Here is a 25,369-nt window from a genome sequence, read left to right on the forward strand (position 1 = left end):
CCCCTGTGGAGGTAGCGGATCCGGTGCCGGGGTAGCGGATTTTCTTCGCTCTCGCCCCCGGTCGCCCTGTCAGCGCACGGGGATCGCGACGAGCTTGGTCTCGAGGAATTCCTCGATCCCCGTCGTCCCGCCCTCGCGGCCGAGCCCGGACTGCTTGATCCCGCCGAACGGCGCTGCCGGGTTGGAGACGACGCCCACGTTGATGCCGACCATGCCGGCCTGGAGCCGCTCGGACATCGTCATCGCGCGGTCGAGATTCTCGGTCATGACGTACGAGACCAGCCCGTACTCGGTGTCGTTGGCCAGCGCGACGGCCTCGTCATCGGTGTCGAACGGCACGAGCGCGGCGACGGGGCCGAAGATCTCGGTGGACATCAACCTGGCGTCCGGGGTGACGCCGGTGAGGACGGTGGGCGGGTAGAAGAAGCCGGGGCCCTCGCCGCGGGTGCCGCCGGTGAGCACCGCGGCACCGCGGCTCACGGCGTCGTCGACCAGCTCGGCGACCTTGTCGACGGCCTTTTCCTCGACCAGCGGTCCCACGTCGGTGCCCTCGGCGGTGCCGTCGCCCACGGTGAGGGAGGCCATCCGCTCGGTCAGTCGGCGACCGAACTCGTCCAGCACCGACCGGTGCACGAGGATCCGGTTGGCGGACGTGCACGCCTCGCCCATGTTGCGCATCTTGGCGGCCATGGCGGCGTCGACGGCGGTGTCCATGTCCGCGTCCTCGCAGACCACGAACGGGGCGTTCCCGCCGAGCTCCATGGAGGTGCGCAGCACGCCGCGCGAGCACTGCTCGAGCAGCTTCCGGCCTACGGGTGTGGAGCCGGTGAAGGAGAGCTTGCGGGCGATCCCGGAGTCGATCCACGGCTCCACCACGCCGCCGGCGTCGGTCGTGCACACCACGTTGAGCACGCCCTCGGGCAGACCGGCCTCGCGCAGGACGTCCACCACGTACAGGGAGGTCAGCGGCGTGAGGTTGGCGGGTTTGAACACCATGGTGCAGCCGGCGGCCACGGCCGGGCCGATCTTGCGGGTGGCCATGGCCAGAGGGAAGTTCCACGGGGTGATGAGGATGGACGGGCCCACCGGCTCCTGCGTCACCATGAGTCGGGTCTTGCCGTCGGGGGAGCGGCGGGCGTCGCCGTGGATGCGGGAGGCCTCCTCGGAGAACCAGCGGAAGAATTCGGCGCCGTAGCTGACCTCGCCGCGCGCCTCGGCCAGCGGCTTGCCCATCTCGGTGGTCATGAGGAGGGCGATCTCGTCGGCGCGGTACACCAGCAGCTCGTAGGCCCGGCGCAGGATCTCGGCGCGCTCGCGCGCGGGGACGGCGGCCCAGCTCTCCTGCGCCCGCCCGGCAGCGGAGATCGCGGCGGTGGCGTCGTCGGCCCCGCCGTCGGCGAGGGTGGCGATGGCCTCGCCGGTGGCCGGGTTGACCACGTCGAACGTGGCGCCGGAGGCGGCGTCGCGCCACTGCCCGTTCACGTACACGCCGGTGCCGAGTCCGGCGATGATGTCGGTGACGGAGCGGGTCATTAGGGCCTCCTGGTGGTGGGCGGGATGGTGGCGTCGGGATCGGGGCTGGAGGGGTTGGAATCGGCGGGATCGGGATCGAGGAGTTCGAAGAGGTGTCGCCCGGTGCGGCCGAGTTCACCGGTCTGGGTGGCGCACGAGAACCCGTCGGTGAGGACAGGCGCGTCGGGGTCGGCGCGCAGGGCGGGTGCGAGGGCCTGTTCGGCGACGGCGGCGGTGACGGCCTCGTGGCCGGCGGTGAAGCCGAAGTCGCCGGCGACGCCGCAGCAGCCGGTGGCTTCGCGGACCGAGCCCACGCCGAGGGCGGCGAGCGTCGCGCGTTGCACGCGATTGCCGAACGTCGCGTATTCGTGGCAGTGGGTCTGCACGGTGACGCGGTCGGGCGCGGTGCCGCCGGGCCAGGCGGGCGCCCGGCCCTCGGAGGCGAGGCGGCCGAGGTGGTCGGCCGACGAGCGGATCCGCGCCGCGACGCGCCGGGCCGCGTCGGCGTCGGGGGTGTCGGCGAGGAGGTGGGGGAGGTCGCCGCGCAGCGTGGCCGCGCAGGACGGTTCGACGACGACGACGGGCACTTCCGCCCCGTCCGGCCCGCGGATCGCGTCGAGGTGACGCGTGGTCGCGCGCATGGTGCGTCGGGCGGCGTCCAGTCGGCCGGTCGTGACGTGGGTGAGGCCGCAGCAGTGGCCGGCCGAGCAGGCGACGGAGGTGTGCGAGCCGCCCAGGACGCGGGCGGCGGCGCCGGCGACGTGCGGGCGCAGTCCCCGGGTGAACGAGTCGAGGAACAGCACGACCTCGGCCGAGGTCCGCGCAACCGCCCGGCCGCCCGAACCGGCGACCGCGCCCGTACCGGCAGCGGATCCCTTGCCCGATCGCCGGGCCAGGTCGCGCACGTGCCACACGCTGGCCGGGACCCGGGCGAGCTCGTCGCGGAGCTGCCGGGCCGAGGCGAACCGCGGCAGCGCGCGCTCGCCGGTGATTCCGCCGAGCCGGGCGCCGGCCCGCCCGAGCGGGGTGGCGAGCAGGGCGTTGAGCGGCCCCGCGGCGCGGGTGGTCCCGCGCAGCCATAGCGGGAGCAGGCCGAGGGAGTAGTGGACGCGCGGCCGGACGCGTCGGCGATAGCGGCGGTGCAGCGCCTCGGCCTTGAACGTGGCCATGTCGACGCCGGTGGGGCAGTCCGAGGAGCACGCCTTGCAGGCCAGACACAGCTCGAGCGACTCCTCGACAGCCGGGTCGTCCACGCCGATCGTGCCACGCACGACCTCCTGCAGGACGCGGGCCCGACCGCGGGTGGAGTCCTTCTCGTCGCCGGTCGCGCGGAAGGACGGACACATCACGCCGCCGGTCGACGTGCGGCAGCGGCCGACCCCGATGCAGGCCTGCACGGGGTGAGCACCGTCGGCGGAGGTGAGCAGTCCCAGGTCACGCCGGCCGATCCCGGGCCCGACGCCGGCCAGGGCGAGGTCGGCGTCGATCGGCCGGGTGGCGGTGAGGCCACCGGGTGCGAGCAGCCCCGCGGGGTCCCAGATGCGCGCGAAACCCTCGAACGCGCCCAGCATCTCCGGCGAGTACATCAGCGGCAGCAGTTCCGAACGGGCGCGGCCGTCCCCGTGTTCACCGGACAGGGAGCCGCCGTGGCGCACGGCGAGGTGGGCGGCGTCGGTGCAGAAGGCGCGGAAGACCGCCCGCCCGGCGTCCGAGCGCAGGTCGAAGGTGATCCGGATGTGCATGCATCCGGCGCCGAAATGGCCGTACATCACGCCGGCGAGCCCGTGCCGTGCGAGCAGTTCGCGGAACTCGGCCAGGTAGTCGGCCAGCCTCTCGGGCGGCACGGCCGAGTCCTCCCAGCCGGGCCAGGACTCGATGGTGGCGCCGGTGGCGGGATCGGTGAGCCGGGAGCTCAGGCCGGCGCCGTCCTCGCGGACCCGCCACAGGTCGGCGCGGGTCACCGGATCCGTCACGACGAGGGCCTCGAGGGCGTGACCGTCCCGGGCCAGCTCGTCGGCCACGCGCGTCACCCGGGCCCCGAGCCCACCACCGGCGCCGCCCGCCTCGTCGTCGTGCTCGTCGTCGTCGTTCCCGTCGTCGTCGAGTTCCACGAACAGCCACGCGCGCCCGGAGGGCAGATCGGCGACGGCGTCGGCGCCGCGGCGCTGCCGCATGGTCGCCACGATCACCTCGTCGATCCCCTCCACCGCCGTGGGGCGGTGGCGCAGGATCGCCGGGACGTCGCGGGCGGCGTCCACGACGTCGGCGTACCCCACTACCAGCAGGCCGGTGCGCGCGGCCCGGGGCACGGCGCGCATGGTCGCGGCGGTGACGATCGCGCATGTGCCCTCGGAGCCGACCAGCGCGCGGGCCACGTCGAAGCCCTCCTCCGGCAGCAGGTGCCGCAGGTGGTAGCCGGAGACCTGGCGGGGGATGCGGCCGAGCTCGGTGCGGATCGCGGCCAGATGAGCGGCGGCCAGGTCGCGCAGCTCGGCCGTGAGGTACTCGGCGCGCGCGGCGGCGGCCGCGTCCCCGGCGTCGGTGGCCTCGACGCCTCGGCGCGTGGCGGTGAGGCGCAGGCCGTCGGCGGTGACCAGGCGCAGCGTCTCGACGTGGTCGGCGGTCCGGCCGTGACGCACGGAGTGGTTCCCGCACGCGTCGTTGCCGATCGCCCCGCCCAGGCACGCCCGCGACTGGCTCGAGGGATCTGGGGCGAAGGTCAGGCGCGAGTCGGTCGCGGTGTGGACCGCTGTGCGCAGGGCGGTGAGGACGGTGCCGGCCTCGGCGGTGACCGTCCGCGCGGCCTCGTCCACGGCCAGCACCCGGTGCATGTGCCGCGACAGGTCCAGCACCAGCCCGGTGCCGACGGAGTTGCCGGCCATCGAGGTACCGCCGCCGCGGGCGGTCGCGGGTACGCCGAGGCGGTGGCACACGGCGAGTGCGGTGGCGACCTCGGCCTCCGAGCGGGGGAAGAGCACCGCGGCCGGGGTGACCCGGTAGTTGGAGGCGTCGTAGGAGTACTCGGCGACCCGGCGGCGATCGGCCTCCGGGGCCAGGCCCGCGGCGGTGAGCGCGTCGACCAGCTCGTCTGCCGCCACCGTGGACCGGCCGGACCCGCCGGACCCGCCGGACCCGCCGGACCCGCCGGACCCACCGGCGCGGCCGGGCGCGGTCGCGTCGACGCGGGCGGTCACGCCGCCCCGTCGCGCACCCGGTGCACGGCCCGGGTGAAGCGCTCGACGCCGGCGTCGACCTCCTCGGAGGTCACCACCAGAGCCGGGATGAGGCGCACCACCGACCCTGTCGGCCCACACGTCAGGGTGAGCAGGTCCTCGTCCACGCACGCCTGCTGGACGGCCGTCGCCAGGCGCGCGGCCTCGAGCGCGCCGGCGCTGCCGGCGGGCGCGGTCGGGTCGCCGAACTCGACGCCCAGCATGAGCCCGGTACCGCGGATGTCGCAGATCTCGCTCACGTCCGCCAGGCTACGCCGCAGACCCGCGAGCAGCTGGGATCCGCGGTCTGCCGCGCACTGGACGAGGTTCTCGCGCTCGACCACGCCGAGCGTGGCGACCCCGGCCGCGGCCGCCACGGCGTTGCCGCCGTAGGTGCCGCCCTGGGATCCGGGCCAGGCCTTGGCCATGAGGTCGGTGGACGCCGCGATCGCGGAGATGGGGAAGCCCGACGCGATGCCCTTGGCGGTGATGATGACGTCCGGGACCAGGCCCTCGGTGTGCTGGTGGCCCCAGAAACGGCCGGTGCGCCCGATGCCGGCCTGGACCTCGTCCAGCACGAGCAGCGCGCCGATCCGGTCGGCGCGCTCGCGCAGACCCTGGAGGTAGCGCGGGGGAGTGGCCATGTACCCGCCGTCGCCGAGGACGGGTTCGATGAGCAACGCCGCGATCTCGCGGGCGTCGACGCGGGTGGCCATGAGGTAGTCGAGCTCGGCCAGCGCGAAGTCCACGGCGTCGTCGGTGGTCCAGCCGTGGCGCAGCGCGTGGGGGAACGGGGTCATCACCACGCCGCCCATGAGGGGGGAGAAGCCGGCGGAGAAGCGGGTGCCGGCGGTGGTGAGGCTGGCCGCGGCGACGGTGCGGCCGTGGAAGCCGCCCTGGACGGTGACGATGTTCGGTCGGCCCGTGGCCATGCGCGCCAGCCGCACGGCGGCTTCGACCGCCTCGGAGCCGGAGTTGGCGTAGAACACCGAGTCGATGCCGGCCGGCAGGTGCTCGCCGAGCTTGGCGGTGAGCTCGAGCAGCGGCTGGTGCATGACGGTCGTGTACTGCGCGTGGATGATCTTCCCGCACTGCTCGCGCGCGGCCGCCACGACGTCGGGGTGGCAGTGGCCGGTGCTGGTCACGCCGATGCCGGTGGTGAAGTCCAGGTAGTCGCGGCCGTCGGTGCCGTGGATCCACGAGCCGAGGGCGTGGTCCACGACGACGGGCGTGGCCTGCTTGAGAAGGGGCGACAGGTGCGCGGTCATGCGGTCAGTGTGTGGCCGCGCCCGGTCGATTGTCAACAATCCGACGATCGCGCGACGCGATCGGACGGCCGCGCTACCGTGGCCGCATGGACCGCCGCACCGACCGCCGCACCGACCCGAGCCCCGCCCGCGACTCCCGGCCCACCGTCGTCGTGCTCACCGCGGACGGCGTCGAGCCGCCCACCACGCTCGACGAGATCCGTGGCCTCGCCGACGTGCGCGAGTGCACGGCCGACACCCTCGCCGACGCGCTGCCCGGCGCGCAGATCCTGCTGGTATGGGACATCTTCTCCGACGCCCTGGCCTCCGCCTGGCACGCCGCCGACGCGCTGCGGTGGGTCCACGTGGCCGCCGCCGGGGTGGACAAGCTGCTCTTCGACGAGCTGCGCGACTCCGACGTCCTGGTCACCAACGCCCGCGGCGTCTTCGACGGTCCCATCGCCGAATACGTCCTGGCGTGCGTGATGGCCCACGACAAGCGCCTCCACGAGACCGAGGCGCTGCAGCGCGCGGGGCGGTGGTGCCACCGGGAGACGACCCGGGTGGCGGGACGGCGCGCCCTGGTCGTGGGCACCGGCGGGATCGGACGGGCCACCGCGAGGCTCCTGCGGGCGGTCGGACTCGACGTGGCCGGGGCGGGACGTCGACCGCGCGACGACGACGAGGACTTCGGCCGCGTCCTGGACTCGGCCCGCCTGGTCGACCATCTCGGCGACGTGGACCATCTCGTCATGGTGGCGCCGCTGACCGACGCGACGCGGGGGATGCTCGGCCCCGCGGAGCTGGCCGCCCTTCCCGACGGTGCCCACGTGGTGAACGTCGGTCGCGGAGAGCTGGTCGATCAGGAGGCCCTCACGCGCGAGATCGGGGCGGGCAGACTCTCGGCGCACCTGGACGTCCTCGTCGTCGAACCCCTCCCCGGGGGCGACCCCCTCTGGACGCTCGACGGCGCGCACATCAGTCCCCACATGTCCGGCGACGTCGTGGGGTGGCGGGACACACTGTCCGGACAGTTCCTCGACCACCTGCGCACGTGGGCGGGCGGCGGGACTCCCGGCCCACCGGTGGACAAGGGTCGAGGATACGTCAGCGGCTGAGAGTTGTCCGAGATCGTCGCCACGGATACGGTCGGCCCCACGAGGGCGGCACCCCTCGTTTTCCCGAGTCAGCCGGGGTTTTCAGGCTGAGGAGAGAAAGGAGTCGTAGTGACCATTGCCGTTGATGACTACCAGACCCGCGTGAGCGGGCGACCGGAGATCGTCGAGCGCCGTGACCCCGTCCTGTGGGGACGCAGTGAGGATCCCGAGGTGCTCGAGTTCGAGGAGAAGGGATTCGTCCAGCGCGAGGGCGCCCTGGACCAGAGCCGGATCGACGCCTGCTGGGAGGAGCTCCGACGGTTCGGGGACGACCCCGCGATGAAGGACGATCCCCGCATCATCCGCGAGGAGGGCGGCCGGGCCGTCCGGTCGATCTTCGACGTGCACGAGCTCAGTGAGGTCGTGTGGGAGGCCGTCGAGCAGTCCGGCGCGATCGATCTGGCCCGCCAGATCCTCGGATCCGATGTGTACGTTCACCAGAGCCGGCTCAACTACAAGCCCGGCTTCGCCGGCGGCGCGTTCTACTGGCACTCGGACTTCGAGACGTGGCACGCCGAGGACGGCATGCCCAAGCCGCGCGCCTGCAGCGCCTCGATCGCGCTCACGCCCAACGAGACCTACAACGGTCCGCTGATGATCATGCCGGGCACGCACAAGTACTACGTCCAGTGCGCCGGTGAGACGCCCGAGGACTACTACAAGGAGTCGCTCGTGACGACCGCGCCGAAGGTGGGCGTTCCGTCCGAGGAGCACATCACCGAGATGTACCGCGAGCACGGACTCGACGTCCTCACCGGCGGCGCGGGCTCCATGACGATGTTCGACTGCAACGCGCTGCACGCCTCGGGTGGCAACATCACCCCGCTGCCGCGCGCCAACGTGTTCATCGTGTTCAACAGCGTCGAGAACGAGCTCGCCGAGCCGTTCGCGGGCACGCCGCCGCGCCCGGACTTCCTCGTGCGTCGGCCCTGAGGTCTCACGCCCCGCCCGGGGGGTCCAGGCCGACCTCCCGGGCGGCGGCCGTGAACGCCGCGACGAACGCCTGGAGCGGGCGCCTCCGGGCGTCGCGGCGACGATGGGTGATCGACACCGTCCTGGTGAGCCCGTCCCTCAGCGGCAGAACGTCCACGTCGGCAGCGAACGTGGTCAGGCCGAGATCGGAGGCGAGCGTGACGCCGAGGCCGGCGGCGACCAGGGCCAATGCCGTGGACTGCTCACCCGCCTCGTGGCGCACCTCCGGCTCGAAGCCCGCTTCCCGGCACGCGATCCGCACCGCCCGGCCGAAGTGCGAGCGCGGGTGCGCGACCACCCACGGCGCCCCCGCGAGGTCGGACAACGACACCTGCGCGGTCGGCATCGACCCGCGCGGCACCACCGCGTGCAGGGCCTCCCGCGCGATCGGCAACCGCACGAGGTCCGGCACGTCCGCCATCGCGTAGCTCGAGTAGTCCAGCACGAACGACAGGTCCAGCGAGCCGTCGCGGACCGCGCCCGCCGTGTCCTCCGGGGCCAGTTCGTGGCTGCGCACGACGATTCCCGGATGGTCGCGGGACAGGATCGCGATCCCGGCCGGCAGCAGCGTGGTGGCCACCGACGCCCATACCCCGGCCGTGAGCGTCGTCCCGACGCCCGCCCTCGCCGACTCCATCGCGTGGCTCGCGTCCTCCACCGCGGACAGGATCGTGCGCGCGTGCTCCGCCAACACGAGTCCCGCCTCCGTCAACGCGAGACCACGACCCCGCTTCTCGAACAGGGGCGTCCCCGCCTCGCGCTCGAGCAGCGAGAGCTGCTGCGACACGGCCGAGACGGTGTACCCCAGGCCCGCGGCGACCGCGGTGACGGTGCCCCGTCGCTCCAGTTCGTGGAGCAACCGCAGGCGGTGCAGGGACGGCTCCATGCCCCGAGAGTAGGAGCCCCCGGGTCGAACGTGCAGGAAAAGTGAACGGTCGGGTCCACGAAGTCTCGCTGGACCCGCCCGGGGACGCGGACCCATGCTGGGGACACCCCCGCCGGACCCGCCGACGGACGAGGTCGCCGAGGAGGCGAGCACCATGACATCCATCGAGATCCCGGGCACGACCGGCCACACGGGGGCCGGCCCGCAGACCGGGCCCGCCGCACAGGCCGTTTCCGCACCGGCCACAGCTCCGGCCCTGACCTCGGCCACGGCTCCGGCCCTGACCGCGGCCACGGCCCCGGCCGAGACGTCGAGTTCCCGCCGCGAACCCTACTTGCGCCTGCACTGGGAGGACGATCAGACCTGCGCCCGCGGCTATCTCGTCGTGGACACGCTCGTCGGCGGCCTGGCCACCGGCGGCACCCGGATGCGCGCCGGATGCACCCTCCGCGAGGTAGAGGACCTGGCGCGCGGAATGACCCGCAAGACCGCGGCTTTCGACCTACCCGTCGGTGGGGCCAAGGGCGGAATCGACTTCGACCCCAAGGACCCGCGGGCCGTCGAGGTGCTCGGCCGCTTCTGCGAGGCGATGCGCCCGTTCCTCGACCGGCACTGGGTGACCGCCGAGGACCTGGGCGTGCCGCAGCACCTCATCGACGAGGTCTTCGGCCGCCTCGGCATGAGGCAGTCGTACCAGGCGGCGATCGAGCGGTCCGCTGACCCCGCGGCCACGGCCGATCGGATCTTCCGCGGGCTCAACGCCGAGGTCCCGGGTGGGCTCCTGGGCGACGTGATCGGTGGCTACGGCGTCGCGCAGGCGTGCCTCGCGGCAGCGCACGTGCGCAGCTGGGACATCGAGCGCACGTCGGTCGCGATCCAGGGCGTCGGCACCATGGGCGGTGGCGCCGCCTGGTATCTGCACGAGGCCGGGATGCGGGTGGTCGCGCTCGCCGACGCCGCCGGCACACTCTACGACCCCGCCGGCCTCGACGTCCCGGCGCTGCTGGCGACCCGCGACCGCTTCGGCGAGATCGACCGCGCCGCCGTACCCGCCCGGGTGCAGCGTCTGGACCGCGACAGCATCCTCGGCATGGACGTCGACGTCCTGGTTCCCGCCGCCGTGTCGTACGCGATCACCGCCGAGAACTGCGCGCAGGTCACGGCGCCGATCGTCGTGGAGGCCGCGAACGCCGCCACGACCGCCGATGCGGAGCTCGACCTCACGACCCGCGGTATCGCGGTGCTGCCGGACTTCATGGCCAACGCCGGCGCCGTCGCCTGGGCGTGGTGGCTCATCCTCGGCGAGGTCGACGACCGGCCCGAGACGTCGTTCCTACGTCTCGGACGGGAGATGACGGCGAAGGTGGCGGACCTACTCGCCGGCTGGGACCCGACCAGCGGCCCGCTGCGGTGGGCGGCCGACGTCTCCGGCGCGATCCGGACGGTGCCGCCGGTCGTCGTGCCCTGACCGCGGGCCCGGGCTCCCGCCCCCGAGGCGCCCGGGCCCCGCACCCGCCGCAGCCCGCAACCCCGCACGTCTCCATGGCGTCTCGCTCGCCCCGAAGGGTGGGCAAGACGCCATCGCGAGGAGCGGCTGCAGTTCAGGCGGACAGGCCAGGAGCGAGACGCCAGATTGAGGAGCGGGCGGCCGGGCGGGGGAGCGGTTGCGTGGGAACGCTCATGTGCCCCGCCGTACGCGCACTGTCAGACTGTGCGGCCCCGTCCCGCGACAGCCCCGGTGGCCCCGGTGGCCCCGGCGATCCCGGTGGCCCCGGCGACCCTATCCGGTGGCGGCGTCGGCTGCCCCGCCAGCGCTGGCAATCCCGGTGGCGGCGTCGGCTTCACCGGCCTCGTTGCCGTTCCCGTTTCCGATCGCCGTGTGTAGGCGCGCGCGGCGGGGCGAATCGTCGGTGCCCAGCAGCAGGTCGATCGTCAGCGCCAGCCGGGTGGCGACGTCCGCGGCCGACGACCGCCGGGTGAGCCACGAGACAAGGTTGGACATCCACACGTCCGAGACCACGCGCGCGATCGAGAGCTGGAGTTCGTCCGGTTCGCCCTGTGCCAGCGCGCGGGCGATGATGCGGTCCATGAGGAAGCCGACCTCCTCGACCTCGTTGGCCACAGTGGCGTCGGCGAACATGAAGGCCCGCGTCATGGCCTCGGTGAGGTTCGGGTCGCGCTGCATCGACTTGGTGATCATTTCCACCACGACCTTCATCCGCTCCTGCGCGGTGTCGCCGGGCGGGGCCGAACGCTCCGTGCGCTGATCGAGCCGGCGGAACTCGCGGGCGAGCGCCGAGACGAGCAGGTGCACCTTCGACGGGAAGTACCGGTAGAGGGTGCCCACGGCGACCTCGGCCTTCTCTGCCACGGCGCGCATCTGCACGGCCTCGTACCCGCCCTTGGCGGCCAGGGCCAACGTGGCGTCGAGGATCCGGCGACGGCGCTCGCGTTGCGACGACGTACTGGGCTCGTCGGCTCTGGTAGCGGCGGCGGCGGACGCGGCGGCGGAGCCGGTCTCGGTCGAGCTCTTGGTCATGGCAACGAACCTTCTGCGCTGGTCGGATCGGGACTGCTGATCGGGCTGGCGGTCTCGGGTTGGCGTACCGGGCGGGGACCCGGGTGTACCGATCGGACCCTACTGGTGCATTCTAGAACACGTTACCTAGAACACGTTCTATTGTAGGCGTGTACGCGCGGGCCCTCGCGTCCCGCGCCGGGTACGCGTCCCCCGCCCGAGTCGAGGAGCCTGCAGTGAGTATCGCCACCACACCGGACCAGACCGAGATTCAGAGTTCGATCAAGGCCTGGGCGAAGTCCGCCGATCCCGTGGCTACGGTACGCGTTCAGGAGGAGGATCCGGAAGCCTGGAAGGCGGTGTGGCCCCGACTCGCCGAGCTGGGGCTGTTCGGTGTCGCGATCGCCGAGGAGCACGGCGGTGCCGGCGCGGAGATCGTCGACCTGGCCTGCATGCTCGAGACCGCAGCCGCCCACATGGCGCCGGGCCCGGTGCTGTCCACCGCCCTGACCGGGGTGCTGGTCTCCCGTGCGGGCGGGGCCGTGGCGCAGGCGCTGGGGGAGACCCTCGCCGAGGGTGGCCTGCCGGTGGGCGTGTGCCTGGGCATCGGCACCGCGACGCTGGACGGCTCGGGTGAGGTCACCGGCGACCCCGGCATCGCCTACGGCGGCACCCCCGGCGGAGGACTGCTCTTGCCCGTCGAGATCGACGGCGCCACGCGCTGGGCGCTGCTCGAGGCGGGCACGGCGGGCGTGACGGTCACCCCGTCGACGCCGTACGACATCTCGGCCTCGATCGGCCGCGTTCGCCTGGAGGGCGTGACGATCCCGGCCGACCGGATCCTCAAGGGCATCACCACCGAGCACGTCCACCAGCTGTTCGTCACGCTGGCCGCGGCGGAGGCTGCGGGCGTCGCCGACTACACGCTCGCCACCGCCGTGGACTACGCAAAGATCCGCGAGCAGTTCGGCCGCACCATCGGCTCGTTCCAGTCCATCAAGCACCTCGCCGCCGACATGCTCTGCCGCACCGAGCAGGTCCGCGCGCTGGCGTGGGACGCCGCCGTCGCTGCGGAGGACCTCACCGACTCCGACTCCGAGCTGCCCGTCGCCGCCGCGGTCGCCGGGGCGCTGGCCTTCGACAACGCCGTGCGCAACTCCCAGGACTGCATCCAGATCCTCGGCGGCATCGGCTTCACCTTCGAGCACGAGGCCCACTTCTACATGCGGCGCGCGAGCGCGCTGCGCCAGATCATCGGTGGGTCCGCCCGCTGGCGACGCAGCCTGGCCGAGCTCACCCTCGCCGGCAGGCGCCGCCACCTCGACATCGACCTGTCCGAGATCGACGGGCTGGACGCCACGCGCGAGGAGATCCGCGCACTCGTGGCGAAGGTCGCCGCCGCGGAGGGCGACGAGCGCAAGCAGGCCCTGGCCGACACCGGCCTGTTCATGCCGCACCTGCCCGAGCCGTGGGGCCTGGGCGCCGGCCCGGCCGAGCAGCTGCTCATCGACTCCGAACTCGAGGCCGCCGGCGTCACCCGCCACGACATCACGATCGGCGGCTGGGCCGTACCCACCATCCTGCAGGCCGCCCCCCAGCACGCCGATCTGCTGGTGCGCGACACCATGGCCGGGAAAATCAGGTGGTGCCAGCTGTTCTCCGAGCCCGGCGCCGGCTCCGACCTCGCCGCTCTGCGCACCACCGCCGAGAAGGTCGACGGCGGCTGGAAGCTCAACGGCCAGAAGGTGTGGACGTCGCTGGCCCGCGAGGCCGACTGGGCCATGTGCCTGGCCCGTACGGACTCCGGCGCGCCCAAGCACAAGGGCATCACCTACTTCCTGGTGGACATGCGCTCAGAGGGCATCCGGACCCGGCCGCTGCGCGAGATCACCGGCGAGGCCCTGTTCAACGAGGTCTACCTCGAGGACCTGTTCGTGCCCGACGAGTTCCAGATCGGGACGGTCAACGACGGCTGGAAGATCGCCCGCACGACACTCGCCAACGAGCGCGTGGCCATGGGCGGCGGCTCCTCCCTCGGTGACGCCGCGGAGGAGATCATCGGCCTCATCAACGCGGCCGGGGTCTCAGGCGACGCGCTGGTTCTGGACGAGTTCGGCAAGCACGTCGCCGACGGCGTCGTGGGCAACCTGCTGGACCTGCGCACCGCGCTGCGCAGCCTCGCCGGTTCCGGGCCGGGCGCCGAGTCGAGCGTCCGCAAGATCGTCGGCGTGCGCCATCGCCAGGACATCGCCGAGTTCGGCCTGGAGCTCACCGGCACCGGCGGCGTCGAGTTCACCGAGCAGGGCCGCAAGTTCCTCATGGTCCGCTGCCTGTCGATCGCGGGCGGCACCGAGCAGGTGCTGCTCAACGTGGTCGGCGAGCGCATCCTCGGCCTGCCCCGAGACTGACCACCGCCTGCCACCCCCCGCCCCGTTCTCCGCCCCCGTATCCGAACAGGACTGATCGTGGACTTCACGCGTACCGAGACCCAGGCCGCCGTCGCCGAGGCGGTGGCCGGCGCGCTGTCGACGGCCGCCCCGGCCGAGGAACTGCTCACCGCGCTGCCCAGCCGCAGTGTCGACGACGCCGGCTTCGACGAGCGCCTCTGGTCGGCGTTCGCCACCTCCGGGTTGCTCTCGCTGGGCCTGCCCGCAGCACTCGGCGGCGACGACCTCACACCCGCCGACATCGCCGTGGTTCTCGAGGAGGTCGGCCGTGCGGGCGTGGTGATCCCCGCCCTGGAGACGCTGGGCCTGGGCGTGCTGCCGATCGTCACCCTCGGGACCGCGGACCAGCAGAAGCGACTGCTCTCCGGCATCGAGGACGGCCGTATCCTCACCGCCGCCGTCGCCGAGCCCGGCAGCCCCCTGCCGCTCGAGCCCACCGTGCGGCTCGAGGGCGGGAAGCTCACCGGGACCGCGACGTCGGTGCGGTACGCGGCCCAGGCACGTCACGTGCTCGTGCCGGCGACCACGCCAGAGGGTGCCGTCCTCGTCGTCGTCGCCCCCGACGCCCCCGGCGTCACCCTGACCCCCACCCTCGGCTCCCTGGGCGTGCCCGAGTACGCGATGCGGTTCGGGGCCACCGAGGTCGACGACGACGACGTGCTCCGCGGCTCGGGAGCGGGGTCGGTCCTCGAGGAGTTCCGGCGTCTCGTCCTGGCCGCCAGTATCGCCCACGGTGACGGTCTCGTGGCCGGCGCGCTGGACGTGACGGCCGGCTACCTCAAGGAGCGGGTGCAGTTCGGTAAGCCGCTCGGCTCGTTCCAGGCGGTGCAGCAGGAGCTGGCGGACGTCTACATCGTCTCGCAGACGCTGCACGTGATCGCGCAGTCGGTGGCGTGGCGGATCTCCGAGGGGCTGACCGGGCCCGGTGACCGCTACGAGACCGATCCCACGATCGGCGCGTACTGGCTGGCGACCGAGGGCCCGCGCGCCGTGCAACTCCTGCACCACCTGCACGGCGGCGTCGGTGTGGACGTCACGTACCCGATGTTCAGGTACTCGTCGGCGGTCAAGGACCTCGCCCGCTTCGTCGGCGGCGCGCAGCTGCACCTCGACGCGCTGGGCGCGGCGATCGCCGCCGACCCGGTGGAGCAGGTGGCCCCCGCCTCGGGCGACGCGGACGCCGCCGACGCCGAGGGCGCGTTCATCGACCTGACCGCCGAGCAGCGCGCGCTGCAGGCCGAGCTGCGCGAGTACTTCTCCACCCTCATCTCGCCGGAGGAGGCCGCGGACATCGCGACCACGCGTCACGGCGACACCTACGCGGAGATCATCACGCGGATGGGCCGCGACGGCTGGCTGGGCGTGGGCTGGCCCACCGAGTACGGCGGCAAGGGCTTCGGCCACATCGAGCAGCAGATCTTCACCAACGAGGCCACCCGCGCCGACGTGCCGCTGCCGTCGGTGACGCTGCAGACCGTCGGCCCGACGCTGCAGAAGTACGGCACCGAGAAGCAGAAGGAGAAGTTCCTCCCGGGCATCCTCGACGGGACCGTGCACTTCGCGATCGGGTACTCCGAGCCCGACGCCGGCACCGACCTCGCCGCGCTGCGCACCACGGCGCGCAGGGACGAGGCGACCGGCGACTGGATCATCAACGGGCAGAAGATGTGGACCACCGGCGGGCACCACGCCGACTACATCTGGCTCGCGGCCCGCACCGGCACCCCCGATTCCCGGCACCGCGGGCTGACGATCTTCATCGTGGACACCAATGATCCCGGCTTCTCGTTCACGCCGATCATCACCTGCGACGGCGCCCACCACGTCAACGCGACCTACTACTCGGACGTGCGCGTGCCGGCGGACATGGTGGTCGGTGAGGTCGACGGGGGCTGGAAGATGCTCACCACGCAGCTCAACCACGAGCGCGTCATGCTCGCGCCGTCCGGACGCCCGGGCGGGTACTACGACGAGCTCGCCGCCTGGGCCCGCGGCACCGGCGTCGACGGCGTCCGCCACCTGGACCGGCCCGAGGTACGGCGCGGTCTCGCGGAGATCTTCGCGATCGTCCGACTCAACGAGCTGCTCAACTGGCAGGTCTCGTCGACGGGGGACAATCCGTCGATGGGCGACTCCGCCGCGTCGAAGGTGTTCTCCACGGAGAAGATCCAGCACGTCGGCCGGATCGTCGAGGAGCTGCTCGGCCGCTTCGGCGACCCCACCGATCCCGACACGGCGGCGCTGCAGCGCTGGTTCGACATGATGAACAAGCGCAACGTCGTGATCACCTTCGGCGGCGGCGTCAACGAGGTCATGCGCGAGCTGGTCTGCATGGGCGGCCTCGGCATGCCCCGCACGGCGCGCTGACGCCGGCCCCGTCCCGACAGCGCGGCCCGCTGCGCATCCCACCCCGACGAGAAGGCACCCATGAGTGACGACACGGTGTTCGACGACACGGTGACCGACGAGCGCGCCGCGCGCATCCTCGCCGCGGCCGACGAGGTCAAGGCCTCCGGCGGCAGCGCCCGTCGCGCGGGCCGCGACCCCATCAACCTGCCGATGATCCGCAACTGGACCGAGGCGATCGGCGACACCAACCCGATCTACGAGACCGAGGAGGCGGCCGTCGCGGCCGGCCACGGCGGACTCGTCGCCCCGCCCGCGATGGCGCAGGTGTGGACGATGCGCGGACTCGGCAAGACCCGCGAGGCCGACGACCCGCTCGGCCGCATGACCGACATCCTCGACGCCGAGGGATTCACCTCGGTCGTCGCGACCAACTGCGACTCGGTCTACCACCGCTACACCCGCCCGGGCGAGGAGGTGACCATCGAGTCGATGCTGGTCGACGTGGTGGGACCCAAGACCACGGGCCTGGGCGAGGGGTGGTTCTTCACCACCCGCAACTACTGGCGCGTCGGCGACGAGGTCGTGGCCGAGATGGACTTCCGGATCCTCAAGTTCCGGCCGCCGGCCAAGACCGCGGAGCCGGCCGGCTCGGCTTCGTCGGAGGAGCGGATCGTCGCCAGTTCCGGCTCGGCCACCGACGACCTGGTGGTGGGCGAGGTCCTGCGCCCGTCGGTCTCCCACGACACGCGGTTCTTCTGGGACGGCGTCGCCGCCCACGAGCTGCGCATCCAGAAGCGCGAGGACGGCTCCCTGCAGCACCCGCCCGTGCCGGCGCTGTGGAAGGAGAGGTCCGAGCAGACCGACTACGTCGTGTCCTCCGGCCGCGGCACGGTGTTCAGCTTCGTGGTCCACCACGCGCCGCGGGTGCCGGGCCGGACGAAGTTCCCGTTCGTCATCGCGCTGGTGGAGCTGGAGGAGGGTGTGCGCATGCTCGGCGAGCTGCGTGACGTCGACCCGGCGGAGGTCCGCATCGGCATGGAGGTCGAGGTGGAGTTCCTCGACATGCCCGGCGACGAGTCCGAGGACGCGGCCTTCGGCACCGAGCCGTGGACCCTCTACGCGTGGCGCCCCGCTGGCACTGCGCCGATCGACCGTCAGATCCCCGAGGTCCGGGAAGGGGCCGCGAAGTGAGCGAGAACAGTGCAGTGAGCGACGTGATCTGTCCGGCCACCCCGCCCGCCGTGCGAGTGGGGGACCGGCTGCCCGAGCTGACCATCGAGGGGACGCCGACGTTCATCGTCGCGTCGGCCCTGGCGACGCGGGACTTCCAGGACGTGCACCACGACCGCGACCTGGCCCACGCCAAGGGCTCGAAGGACATCTTCGTCAACATCCTCACCGACACCGGCCTCGTGCAGCGGTACGTGACGGACTGGGCGGGCCAGCGCGCGCGCATCACCTCGATCAAGCTGCGCCTCGGCGTGCCCTGGTACGCGTACGACTCCCTGACCCTCACGGGTGAGGTCACGGGGATCGACGGCGACGGGCTGGTCACGCTGAAGATCGTCGGCACTGACTCGCTGGGCGCGCATGTCACCTCGACCGCGACCCTCTACATGAACGGAGGCCCGCAGTGAGCTCCCTCGCGGACAAGGCGTCGATCGTCGGCATCGGCGCCACCGACTTCTCCAAGGACTCCGGCCGGTCCGAGCTCCGTCTGGCCGCCGAGGCCGTCCGCGCGGCGGTGGCCGACGCCGGACTGCAGCCGTCGGACGTCGACGGCCTGGTGTCGTTCACGATGGACACCAACACCGAGGTCGCCGTCGCCCGCGCCGCCGGGGTCGGCAGCCTCAACTTCTTCTCGCGTATCCACTACGGAGGCGGCGCGGCGTGTGCGACGGTCCAGCAGGCGGCGATGGCCGTGGCGACCGGCGTGGCGGAGGTCGTGGTCTGCTACCGCGCGTTCAACGAGCGCTCGGGGATGCGCTTCGGCCAGGTCAACTCGGCGCTCGTGCACCAGGTGAACTCCTCGGGCACGGACAACGCGTTCTCCTACCCGCACGGGCTGTCCACCCCGGCCGGGTTCGTCGCGATGGTCGCGCAGCGCTACATGCACGAGTACGGCGCCACGAGCGAGGATTTCGGCCGCGTCGCGGTGGTGGACCGCAAGCACGCCGCGGCCAACCCGGCGGCGTTCTTCTATGGCAAGCCCATCACGCTGGAGGAGCACCAGGCCTCGCGCTACATCGCCGAGCCCCTGCACCTGCTGGACTGCTGCCAGGAGTCGGACGGCGGCCAGGCGATCGTCGTGACCACGCCCGAGCGGGCCCGCGACCTGCCGCACGAGCCGGTCTCGATCGCGGCGGCGGCCTCGGGCTCCGGGCCGGACCAATACATCATGACCTCGTATTACCGCCCCGAGCTCGCGGGTCTGCCCGAGATGGGGATCGTCGGCGACCAGCTGTGGTCCCAGTCGGGCCTGCGGCCCGAGGACATGGACATGGCGGTGCTGTACGACCACTTCACGCCGTACGTGCTCATGCAGCTCGAGGAGCTCGGCTTCTGCGGGCGCGGCGAGGCCAAGGACTTCGTCCGCGAGCCGGGTGCCCTCGAAGTGGGCGGCCGGCTGCCGCTCAACACCCACGGCGGCCAGCTCGGCGAGGCGTACATCCACGGTATGAACGGCATCGCCGAGGGCGTGCGTCAACTCCGCGGGGAGTCGGTCAACCAGGTCGCCGGCGCCGAGAAGCTCGTCGTCACCGCAGGGACCGGCGTGCCCACCTCGGGACTCGTCCTCACCGCGCAGCCCTGACACGCGCCAGCGCCGCCGGCTCAGCGGCGCAGGCACCCCCGGACGAACGAGCCGATGTCGCGGACCGCGACCCGCGCCTCCGGGACGAGCGGGTGGAAGACCTGGAACACGTGGAACTGGTCCGGCCACAGCTGGAACTCGTGGCGCACGCCGTGCTCGGCGAAGTTCTCTGCCATGCGCTCGATCCCGCCCCGGAAGATCTCCTGGCCGCCGGCCTGGATGAGGAACGGCGGCCAGTCCGGGGACGGCTCGTAGTTGATCGGGGAGATGGCCGGATCGTCCGGGTCCACCCCGGGCGCGTACTGCCGTCGGCACAGTTCGGCGAGCCCCAGGGCGAGGAACGGGTCCTTGCGCGCCCGGTCCCGCTCGGTCATGTCCGTGAAGTCCAGGTCGACCCAGGGGGAGAGCAGCACGACGCCTGCAGGCATCGGCGCCCGCGTCCTCTCGAGGTGGGCCACCAGCTGCAGGGCGAGGTTGCCTCCGGCCGAGTCGCCGGCGACCACGATGTTCGCGGCCGGGAACCCCATCTCGATCAGCCACTCCCAGCCGGCGATGGTGTCCTCGGTGGCCGCCGGGTGCGGATGTTCGGGCGCGAGCCGGTAATCCGGTAGGAAGACCGGGACGCCGGTCTCGCTGGCGATCCGGGACGCGAGCGCCTTGTGTGACCACGGGGATCCGAACGCGAAGCCGCCACCGTGGACGTGGTAGATCACCTTGTCGGAGTCGAAGAACCGCTTGCGGCCCACCCACAGGCCGGGCACCGGTCCGTCCCACGACCAGTCGTTGGTGCTCTCCAGCGCGGCGGCGCGGCCCGCTCCCGAGGTGAGGGCCCGCAGCCGCCCGAGCGAGGCGTCGGTCGCGGGCATCCGGTCCAGGGCGGGGCGCACGATCAGGCGCAGGGCCTCGGCGAGGCCCCGCGAGCGGAGCGTCCCCTGTTCGGCGGGCCCCTGGAGGACGGGCCCGCGTCGGGACGGCCGGTCGGCCTCGCGGTCGGACGAACGGCGGCCGTCCTGGGGGACGTCGCCGGACCCGGTCGAGCGTGGCAGTCGGAGGCCGCCGTCGTACGGCGGGCCGGGATGTCGGGGCCGTGATCCGCTCATGTGCGCAATGTAGACGCTCGACTGACGGTGGTCACCCGTAACCATGCCCGGAGGTTCGTCGCGAGGTGGAACCTGTTGCAGTAATGCCCGATTGTCGCTGCTCAGTACCCGGTCTGGACATGAGAACAAGTTCAGGCCACAATGTGAGAGAAGACACACAGCCCCCGCTCTTAAGGACCTGCCCCGATGACCGACGCAGTTGCCGATCAGTCCACCGATCCCCTCGCCGGAACCAACCCGGACATGAACGAAGCCGCCGTGTTCGAGGCCGTGGCCGACAGGATCCCGGACAACCCGCTGCTCACCATGGACGGTGTCGACTACACGTACCGGCAGATCGATGAGCTCGCCAACCGAATGGGTCACCTCCTGAAGGCCCACGGTGCGGAGCCGCTCAGCCACGTCGCGCTGTACATGAAGAACAGCGCCGAGCACATGGCCGCCATCGTGGCGTCCATGAAGATCCGCGTGGCCGGGATCAACGTCAACTACCGCTACACCCCGGCCGAGCTCGTCTACCTGTTCAACGACTCGCAGTCGGTCGCCGTGATGGTCGACGCCGAGTTCGCCGAGACGATGGCCGCCGCGGTGCCGCAACTGACCAGCACGCGCACGATCCTCGCCGTCGGCGGGACGCCTCAGGTCCTCGCGGACGCGTGTGCTGCCGCCGGCCTCACCCTGGTCGACGTCGACGCCGAGCTGCCGCAGCAATCGGCGGAGCGCGGGTTCGAGCCGGCCCGCGGTGACGACCACTGGATCGTCTACACCGGCGGCACCACCGGGTTCCCCAAGGGCGTCCAGTGGACGATGTCGGACTACTACTACGCCTGCCTGTCCGGCGGTAACCCCTACGGAGACAAGCGGCACAGCCCGCAGGAGGTCGCGGACAACGTCTCGCCCGACGGCGGATTCCGCGTCGTCATCTCAGCCCCGCTCATGCACGGCGCCGGACTGTTCACGCTGCTGACCTCCGTCAACATGGGTGGCCACCTGATCCTTTTCCGCGACTTCGACCCGGAGGTCATCGTGGACGCGACCGCCGAGCACAAGGCCGGCCTGTTGATGTTCGTCGGCGACGGCATGGCCGTGCCGATCACCGACGCCCTGCTCGAGGCCAAGAAAACCAAGGACTTCAGCTCGATGTTCATGGTCGCCTCCGGCGGCGGCATCTGGTCCAAGTCCTCGCGTGACCGCCTGCACGAAGAGTTCCCGAACGTCATAATCCGCGACAACTTCGGCGCCTCCGAGACCGGCAACGACGGCGAGCTGAACCTCAACGAGGACGGCGAGATGGTCCTGGCGCCGACCCCGCGCCTCGGGCTGATCGACGAGTCCAACCAGCCGGTCGCCCCCGGATCAGACGTGGTGGGCTACATCGTGCGCCGCGGTCACGTCCCGCTCGGCTACTGGAACGACCCGGAGAAGACCGCCAAAACCTTCCCCGTGGTCGACGGTCAGCGGGTCGCGGTGCTCGGCGACATGGGCCGGATCCGCGAGGACGGCTCCATCGTGTTCCTGGGCCGCGGCTCGGGCTGCATCAACACGGGCGGGGAGAAGGTCTTCCCCGAGGAGGTCGAGCAGGCGCTCAAGGCCCACCCGGCCGTGCACGACGCGCTGGTCGCCGGCGCCCCCGACCCGCGCTTCGGACAGAAGGTCGCCGCAGTCGTGTCCTTCCGCGAGGGCACGTCGGCCGAGCCGGAGGAGCTCTCCGCATTCCTGCGTGAGTCCCTGGCCAACTACAAAGTGCCCAAGGTGATCGTCGTCGTGCCCGAGATCCGCCGCTCGCCCGCGGGCAAAGCCGACTACAAGTGGGCCAAGGAGCAGATCTCCACCAAGTGACGCACGAGCAGTGACGCACGAGCAGTGACCACCCCGGCCGGGCCCGTACCAGCGGCCGGGCCGCGGTGCGTCGCATGGAGCGTGCTTCGCGGGGTGCGTAGCCGGTCAGCCGGCGGCGAGGATCCGCTCGACCGCACCCATCGGCACCGGGACCCACCCGGGTCGATTACGTGACTCGTAGACCACCTCGTACAGGGCCTTGTCCAGTGTGTACGCCCGCAGCAGCGCTCCGGAGTCGCGAGGATCGGCGTCGCTGACCTCGGCGTACCCCGAGCAGAAGGCGTCGACGTTGCGGTCACGCCACTCGCGGGCCCGGAAGCGCAGCTGCCGGTCCTCCACGCCGACGAGCGTGTGCTGGGCCGCGTAGTCGAGACTGCGCAGGATGCCCGCCACGTCGCGGGCAGGCGAGTCCGGCACCCGGCGCTCGGCGAGGGGTGCGGCCGGCTCCCCCTCGAAGTCGATGACGATCCAGCGGTCCGGTGCCCGGAGGGTCTGGCCGAGGTGCAGGTCGCCGTGGATGCGGTGCACGCGTACCGGGCCGGAGCCGGCGACCTCGTCGAACACCGCCCGCGCGGCGTCCGCGAACTCCGCCAGCGCCGGTACCTCGGCCACCGCCGCGTCCAGCCGCGCCCGCATCGACGCCACGAGGTCCGTACCGTCGCGCGTCGCCACTCCGGTCGCGGCCGCCAGGTCCTCGTGCACCTGCGCCACGGCCGCCCCGAGCCGGCCGGCCTCGTCGGCGAAGTCGGTGCCCACCTCCTCGGCCAGCAGATCGGCCTCGGCGAACAGGTCTCGGACGCTCGCCGTGGCCATCGCCCACCCGTCGGCCGCGCCCGCCATGAACTCCTGGGCCATCGCCAGGGTCGTGGGCCCGTTTCCGGTGTCGCCCCCCTCGCCGTCGTCCCCGTCGCCGCTCAGTTCCACCCATCCCCGCAGCGCCGCCACCGCCGGGCACTCCCGGTCGGCCAGCGCGGCGTGCAGCTCCACGTCGGGGTTCACGCCCGGCTGGACCAGCCGGAACACCTTGACCATGAGGTCGTCGCCGTACACCAGCGACGAGTTGGACTGCTCACCCTCCAGCAGCCGCCCCCACGTGGGCTCGGGCAGCGTGGCGCCGGGGACCAGTCGGAACCGCAGCCCGCCGACCTCGTCCTGCCCGGCCAGGTGGCGGAGCAGGGACTCGGTGCCGCGGGGGTCGCGCAGTCCGTCGTAGATCACGGGGGAGGCGCCCTCCGGGGTCAACGGGAACGCCCGTCGGTCACCCGGCAACTCGGCCGCGGTCGCGATCGGCACCTGGTAGCGCTGGGGCCGACCGTCCACCTCGAGATCCACCAGCAGGTGCTCGACCAGCACCTCCGGATCGTCCAGGAACACCTCGCGCCGGGTGATCCGCACTCCGGTGAGTTCCAGCCCCTTGCCTGCGAACCACCGCTGCTCGGGTAGCCAGTCGGTGAGCAGTCGGGCCAGGGTGTCGTCGTCGATGGGGGAGATACTCATCTCGGTCCCTCCTCCGGGCTGCGCAGTTCGAGCCAGTAGAAGCCGTACCCGGGCAGCGTGAGCTGGTACGGGTCGGCGTCGATCTCCGGGAACGGCACCCCGCCGGTGAGCTCGACGGGCTGACGACCAGCGTGCTCCGCCAGGTCCAGGCGCACCGCCTGCGGGAACCGCGACAGGTTGTTGACGCACAGGATCACGTCGGTGCCCGTGCCGTCGGAATCCAGCGAGCGCAGGTAGGACAGGATCGACGGGTTGGACCCGCCGAGGTCGGTGAACTCGCCCAGCCCGAATGCCGGGTGGCTCTTGCGGACGTGGATCATGCGCCGCGTCCAGTGCAGCAGGCTGGCGGTGGAGTTCATCTGCGCCTCCACGTTGACGCCCTGGTAGCCATACAGGGGGTCCATGATCGCGGGCAGGTACAACCGGCCCGGGTCGCAGCGGGAGAACCCGGCGTTGCGGTCGGGGCTCCACTGCATGGGCGTGCGGACGGCGTCGCGGTCGCCGAGCCAGATGTTGTCGCCCATACCGATCTCGTCGCCGTAATACAGCATCGGCGAGCCGGGCAGGCTGAGCAGCAGCGCCGTGAACAGCTCGAGCTGGTTGGTGTCACCGTCGAGCAGGGGGGCCAGGCGCCGGCGGATGCCGATGTTGGCCTTCATCCGCGGGTCCTTGGCGTATTCCGCGTACATGTAGTCACGTTCCTCGTCGGTGACCATTTCGAGCGTGAGCTCGTCGTGGTTGCGCAGGAAGATCGCCCACTGCGCCGAGGACGGGATATCGGGGGTGTGGGCGAGGATCTCGGTGACGGGGAAGCGGGACTGCCGCCGCACGGCCATGAAGATCCGCGGCATGAGCGGGAAGTGGAACGCCATGTGGCACTCGTCGCCCACCTCGGGCTCGCCGTAGTAGTCCACCACGTCGTCGGGCCACTGGTTGGCCTCGGCGAGCAGCACACGCCCCGGGTACTCTTCCTCGACCACGGCGCGGCACTTGCGCAGGAACTCGTGGGTCTCGGGCAGGTTCTCGCAGTTGGTGCCGTCGCGCTCGAACAGGTACGGCACGGCGTCCAGGCGGAACCCGTCGATGCCCAGGTCCAGCCAGAACCTCAGGACGTCGATCATCGCCTCCTGGACCTCGGGGTTGTCGTAGTTGAGATCGGGCTGGTGGGAGAAGAAGCGGTGCCAGTAGAACTGCCCGCGTACGGGGTCGTAGGTCCAGTTGGAGGACTCGGTGTCGACGAAGATGATGCGGGCCTCGGGGTACCGCGTGTCGTCGTCGGACCACACGTAGAAGTCGCCGTACGGGCCCTCCGGGTCGGCGCGGGACTCGGTGAACCAGGCGTGGGTGTCGGAGGTGTGGTTCATGACGAGGTCGGTGATGACCCGGATGCCGCGGCTGTGCGCCTGATCGAGAAACTCGACGAAGTCCTCGACCGTGCCGAACTCGGGCAGCACGGTGCGGAAGTCGCGGATGTCGTAGCCGCCGTCGCGCAGCGGGGAGTCGTAGAACGGCGGCAGCCACAGGCAGTCCACGCCAAGCCACTGCAGGTAGTCGAGCTTCTCGGTGAGGCCGCGCAGGTCGCCGGTGCCGTTGCCGTCGGAGTCGTAGAAGGCCCGGACGAGGACCTCGTAGAACACCGCGGTCTTGTACCAGTCGCGGTCGATCTCCAGCTCGGCCGCGTGCCGGTAGTCGTCTGCGCTGGGCTCCACGACGTGGCCGTCGTCGGTGAGCTCGGGGTCGGCCGGCCGCGGGTCGGCGTCGCGTGAATCGACGGGGCGGGACTCGGACTGCAGGCGCGGCTTGGGTGCCATGTGGGCGAGC

General features: G+C 72.0%; 17 protein-coding genes and 1 pseudogene. 10 read left to right on the forward strand and 8 right to left on the reverse strand.

Annotated features, from left to right (window positions below; translation table 11 throughout):
• Positions 1-69: 69 nt before the first annotated feature.
• From C3V38_RS09110 to C3V38_RS09120, 3 genes are all read right to left on the reverse strand, one after another.
• Positions 70-1,533 carry an NAD-dependent succinate-semialdehyde dehydrogenase gene (locus C3V38_RS09110; protein ID WP_061227447.1) on the reverse strand — a complete coding sequence of 488 codons (1,464 nt, stop codon included), beginning with the start codon at positions 1,531-1,533 and terminating at the stop codon, positions 70-72.
• The gene (locus C3V38_RS09115) at positions 1,533-4,610 is read right to left on the reverse strand and encodes an FAD-binding and (Fe-S)-binding domain-containing protein (protein ID WP_106386436.1); all 3,078 of its coding nucleotides are present in this window, start codon (positions 4,608-4,610) and stop codon (positions 1,533-1,535) included. The genes C3V38_RS09110 and C3V38_RS09115 overlap by 1 nt, the downstream gene beginning before the upstream one ends.
• Before the next feature lie 92 nt (positions 4,611-4,702).
• Positions 4,703-5,992 (reverse strand): aspartate aminotransferase family protein, encoded by a 1,290-nt coding sequence (locus tag C3V38_RS09120; RefSeq protein ID WP_106385611.1) that lies wholly within the window; start codon positions 5,990-5,992, stop codon positions 4,703-4,705.
• Between the two features lie 86 nt (positions 5,993-6,078).
• Between C3V38_RS09120 and C3V38_RS09125 the strand changes: the two genes are divergently transcribed.
• Both C3V38_RS09125 and thpD read left to right on the forward strand, forming a co-directional pair.
• A complete protein-coding gene (locus tag C3V38_RS09125) occupies positions 6,079-7,089 on the forward strand; it encodes a D-2-hydroxyacid dehydrogenase (RefSeq protein ID WP_106385612.1) in 1,011 nt (336 codons plus the stop codon).
• A gap of 108 nt (positions 7,090-7,197) precedes the next feature.
• Positions 7,198-8,061, forward strand: coding sequence for an ectoine hydroxylase (gene thpD, locus C3V38_RS09130; protein ID WP_106385613.1), 864 nt, complete (start codon positions 7,198-7,200; stop codon positions 8,059-8,061).
• A gap of 4 nt (positions 8,062-8,065) precedes the next feature.
• Here the strand turns inward: thpD and C3V38_RS09135 are convergent, their stop codons facing one another.
• Positions 8,066-8,986, reverse strand: coding sequence for a LysR family transcriptional regulator (locus C3V38_RS09135; RefSeq protein ID WP_061916490.1), 921 nt, complete (start codon positions 8,984-8,986; stop codon positions 8,066-8,068).
• A 154-nt stretch (positions 8,987-9,140) separates the two neighbouring features.
• On the opposite strand from C3V38_RS09135, the gene C3V38_RS09140 reads away from it, so the two are divergent.
• Complete coding sequence (locus C3V38_RS09140) at positions 9,141-10,454, forward strand: Glu/Leu/Phe/Val dehydrogenase dimerization domain-containing protein (protein ID WP_217354138.1); 1,314 nt, start codon at positions 9,141-9,143, stop codon at positions 10,452-10,454.
• Positions 10,455-10,766: 312 nt separating this feature from the next.
• Here the strand turns inward: C3V38_RS09140 and kstR are convergent, their stop codons facing one another.
• Positions 10,767-11,525 (reverse strand): cholesterol catabolism transcriptional regulator KstR, encoded by a 759-nt coding sequence (kstR, locus tag C3V38_RS09145; protein WP_061916493.1) that lies wholly within the window; start codon positions 11,523-11,525, stop codon positions 10,767-10,769.
• Between the two features lie 215 nt (positions 11,526-11,740).
• On the opposite strand from kstR, the gene C3V38_RS09150 reads away from it, so the two are divergent.
• From C3V38_RS09150 to C3V38_RS09170, 6 genes and pseudogenes are all read left to right on the forward strand, one after another.
• Positions 11,741-13,912: an acyl-CoA dehydrogenase gene (locus C3V38_RS09150; protein WP_106385614.1), complete on the forward strand. Its 2,172-nt coding sequence runs from the start codon at positions 11,741-11,743 to the stop codon at positions 13,910-13,912.
• A gap of 102 nt (positions 13,913-14,014) precedes the next feature.
• Positions 14,015-15,058 (forward strand): annotated as a pseudogene (locus C3V38_RS18320) (acyl-CoA dehydrogenase family protein); the annotation flags it as partial.
• Between the two features lie 45 nt (positions 15,059-15,103).
• Entirely contained in the window at positions 15,104-16,318 is a 1,215-nt protein-coding gene (locus C3V38_RS18325; RefSeq protein WP_311201247.1) for an acyl-CoA dehydrogenase family protein, read from the forward strand.
• 60 nt (positions 16,319-16,378) lie between these two features.
• The gene (locus C3V38_RS09160) at positions 16,379-17,491 is read left to right on the forward strand and encodes a bifunctional MaoC family dehydratase N-terminal/OB-fold nucleic acid binding domain-containing protein (protein ID WP_106385616.1); all 1,113 of its coding nucleotides are present in this window, start codon (positions 16,379-16,381) and stop codon (positions 17,489-17,491) included.
• Positions 17,488-17,937 (forward strand): MaoC family dehydratase, encoded by a 450-nt coding sequence (locus C3V38_RS09165; protein ID WP_371412114.1) that lies wholly within the window; start codon positions 17,488-17,490, stop codon positions 17,935-17,937. The genes C3V38_RS09160 and C3V38_RS09165 overlap by 4 nt, the downstream gene beginning before the upstream one ends.
• On the forward strand, positions 17,934-19,112 hold the full coding sequence (locus C3V38_RS09170) for a lipid-transfer protein (protein WP_106385617.1): 1,179 nt from the start codon (positions 17,934-17,936) through the stop codon (positions 19,110-19,112). The genes C3V38_RS09165 and C3V38_RS09170 overlap by 4 nt, the downstream gene beginning before the upstream one ends.
• Before the next feature lie 20 nt (positions 19,113-19,132).
• Here the strand turns inward: C3V38_RS09170 and C3V38_RS09175 are convergent, their stop codons facing one another.
• Positions 19,133-20,212, reverse strand: a complete 1,080-nt coding sequence (locus C3V38_RS09175) for an alpha/beta hydrolase (RefSeq protein WP_061227436.1) — start codon at positions 20,210-20,212, stop codon at positions 19,133-19,135.
• Between the two features lie 186 nt (positions 20,213-20,398).
• Here C3V38_RS09175 and C3V38_RS09180 point away from each other — a divergent pair, with 186 nt between their 5' ends.
• Positions 20,399-22,051, forward strand: a complete 1,653-nt coding sequence (locus C3V38_RS09180) for an AMP-binding protein (protein WP_106385618.1) — start codon at positions 20,399-20,401, stop codon at positions 22,049-22,051.
• A gap of 105 nt (positions 22,052-22,156) precedes the next feature.
• On the opposite strand, the gene C3V38_RS09185 is transcribed toward C3V38_RS09180, so the two are convergent.
• Both C3V38_RS09185 and treS read right to left on the reverse strand, forming a co-directional pair.
• Positions 22,157-23,548, reverse strand: coding sequence for a hypothetical protein (locus tag C3V38_RS09185; protein WP_106385619.1), 1,392 nt, complete (start codon positions 23,546-23,548; stop codon positions 22,157-22,159).
• A complete protein-coding gene (gene treS, locus C3V38_RS09190) occupies positions 23,545-25,359 on the reverse strand; it encodes a maltose alpha-D-glucosyltransferase (RefSeq protein ID WP_254425936.1) in 1,815 nt (604 codons plus the stop codon). The genes C3V38_RS09185 and treS overlap by 4 nt, the downstream gene beginning before the upstream one ends.
• Between the last annotated feature and the right edge of the window lie 10 nt (positions 25,360-25,369).

Origin of the sequence: Dietzia sp. oral taxon 368 (assembly GCF_002999155.1) — a bacterium.
Classification (GTDB): domain Bacteria; phylum Actinomycetota; class Actinomycetes; order Mycobacteriales; family Mycobacteriaceae; genus Dietzia; species Dietzia cinnamea.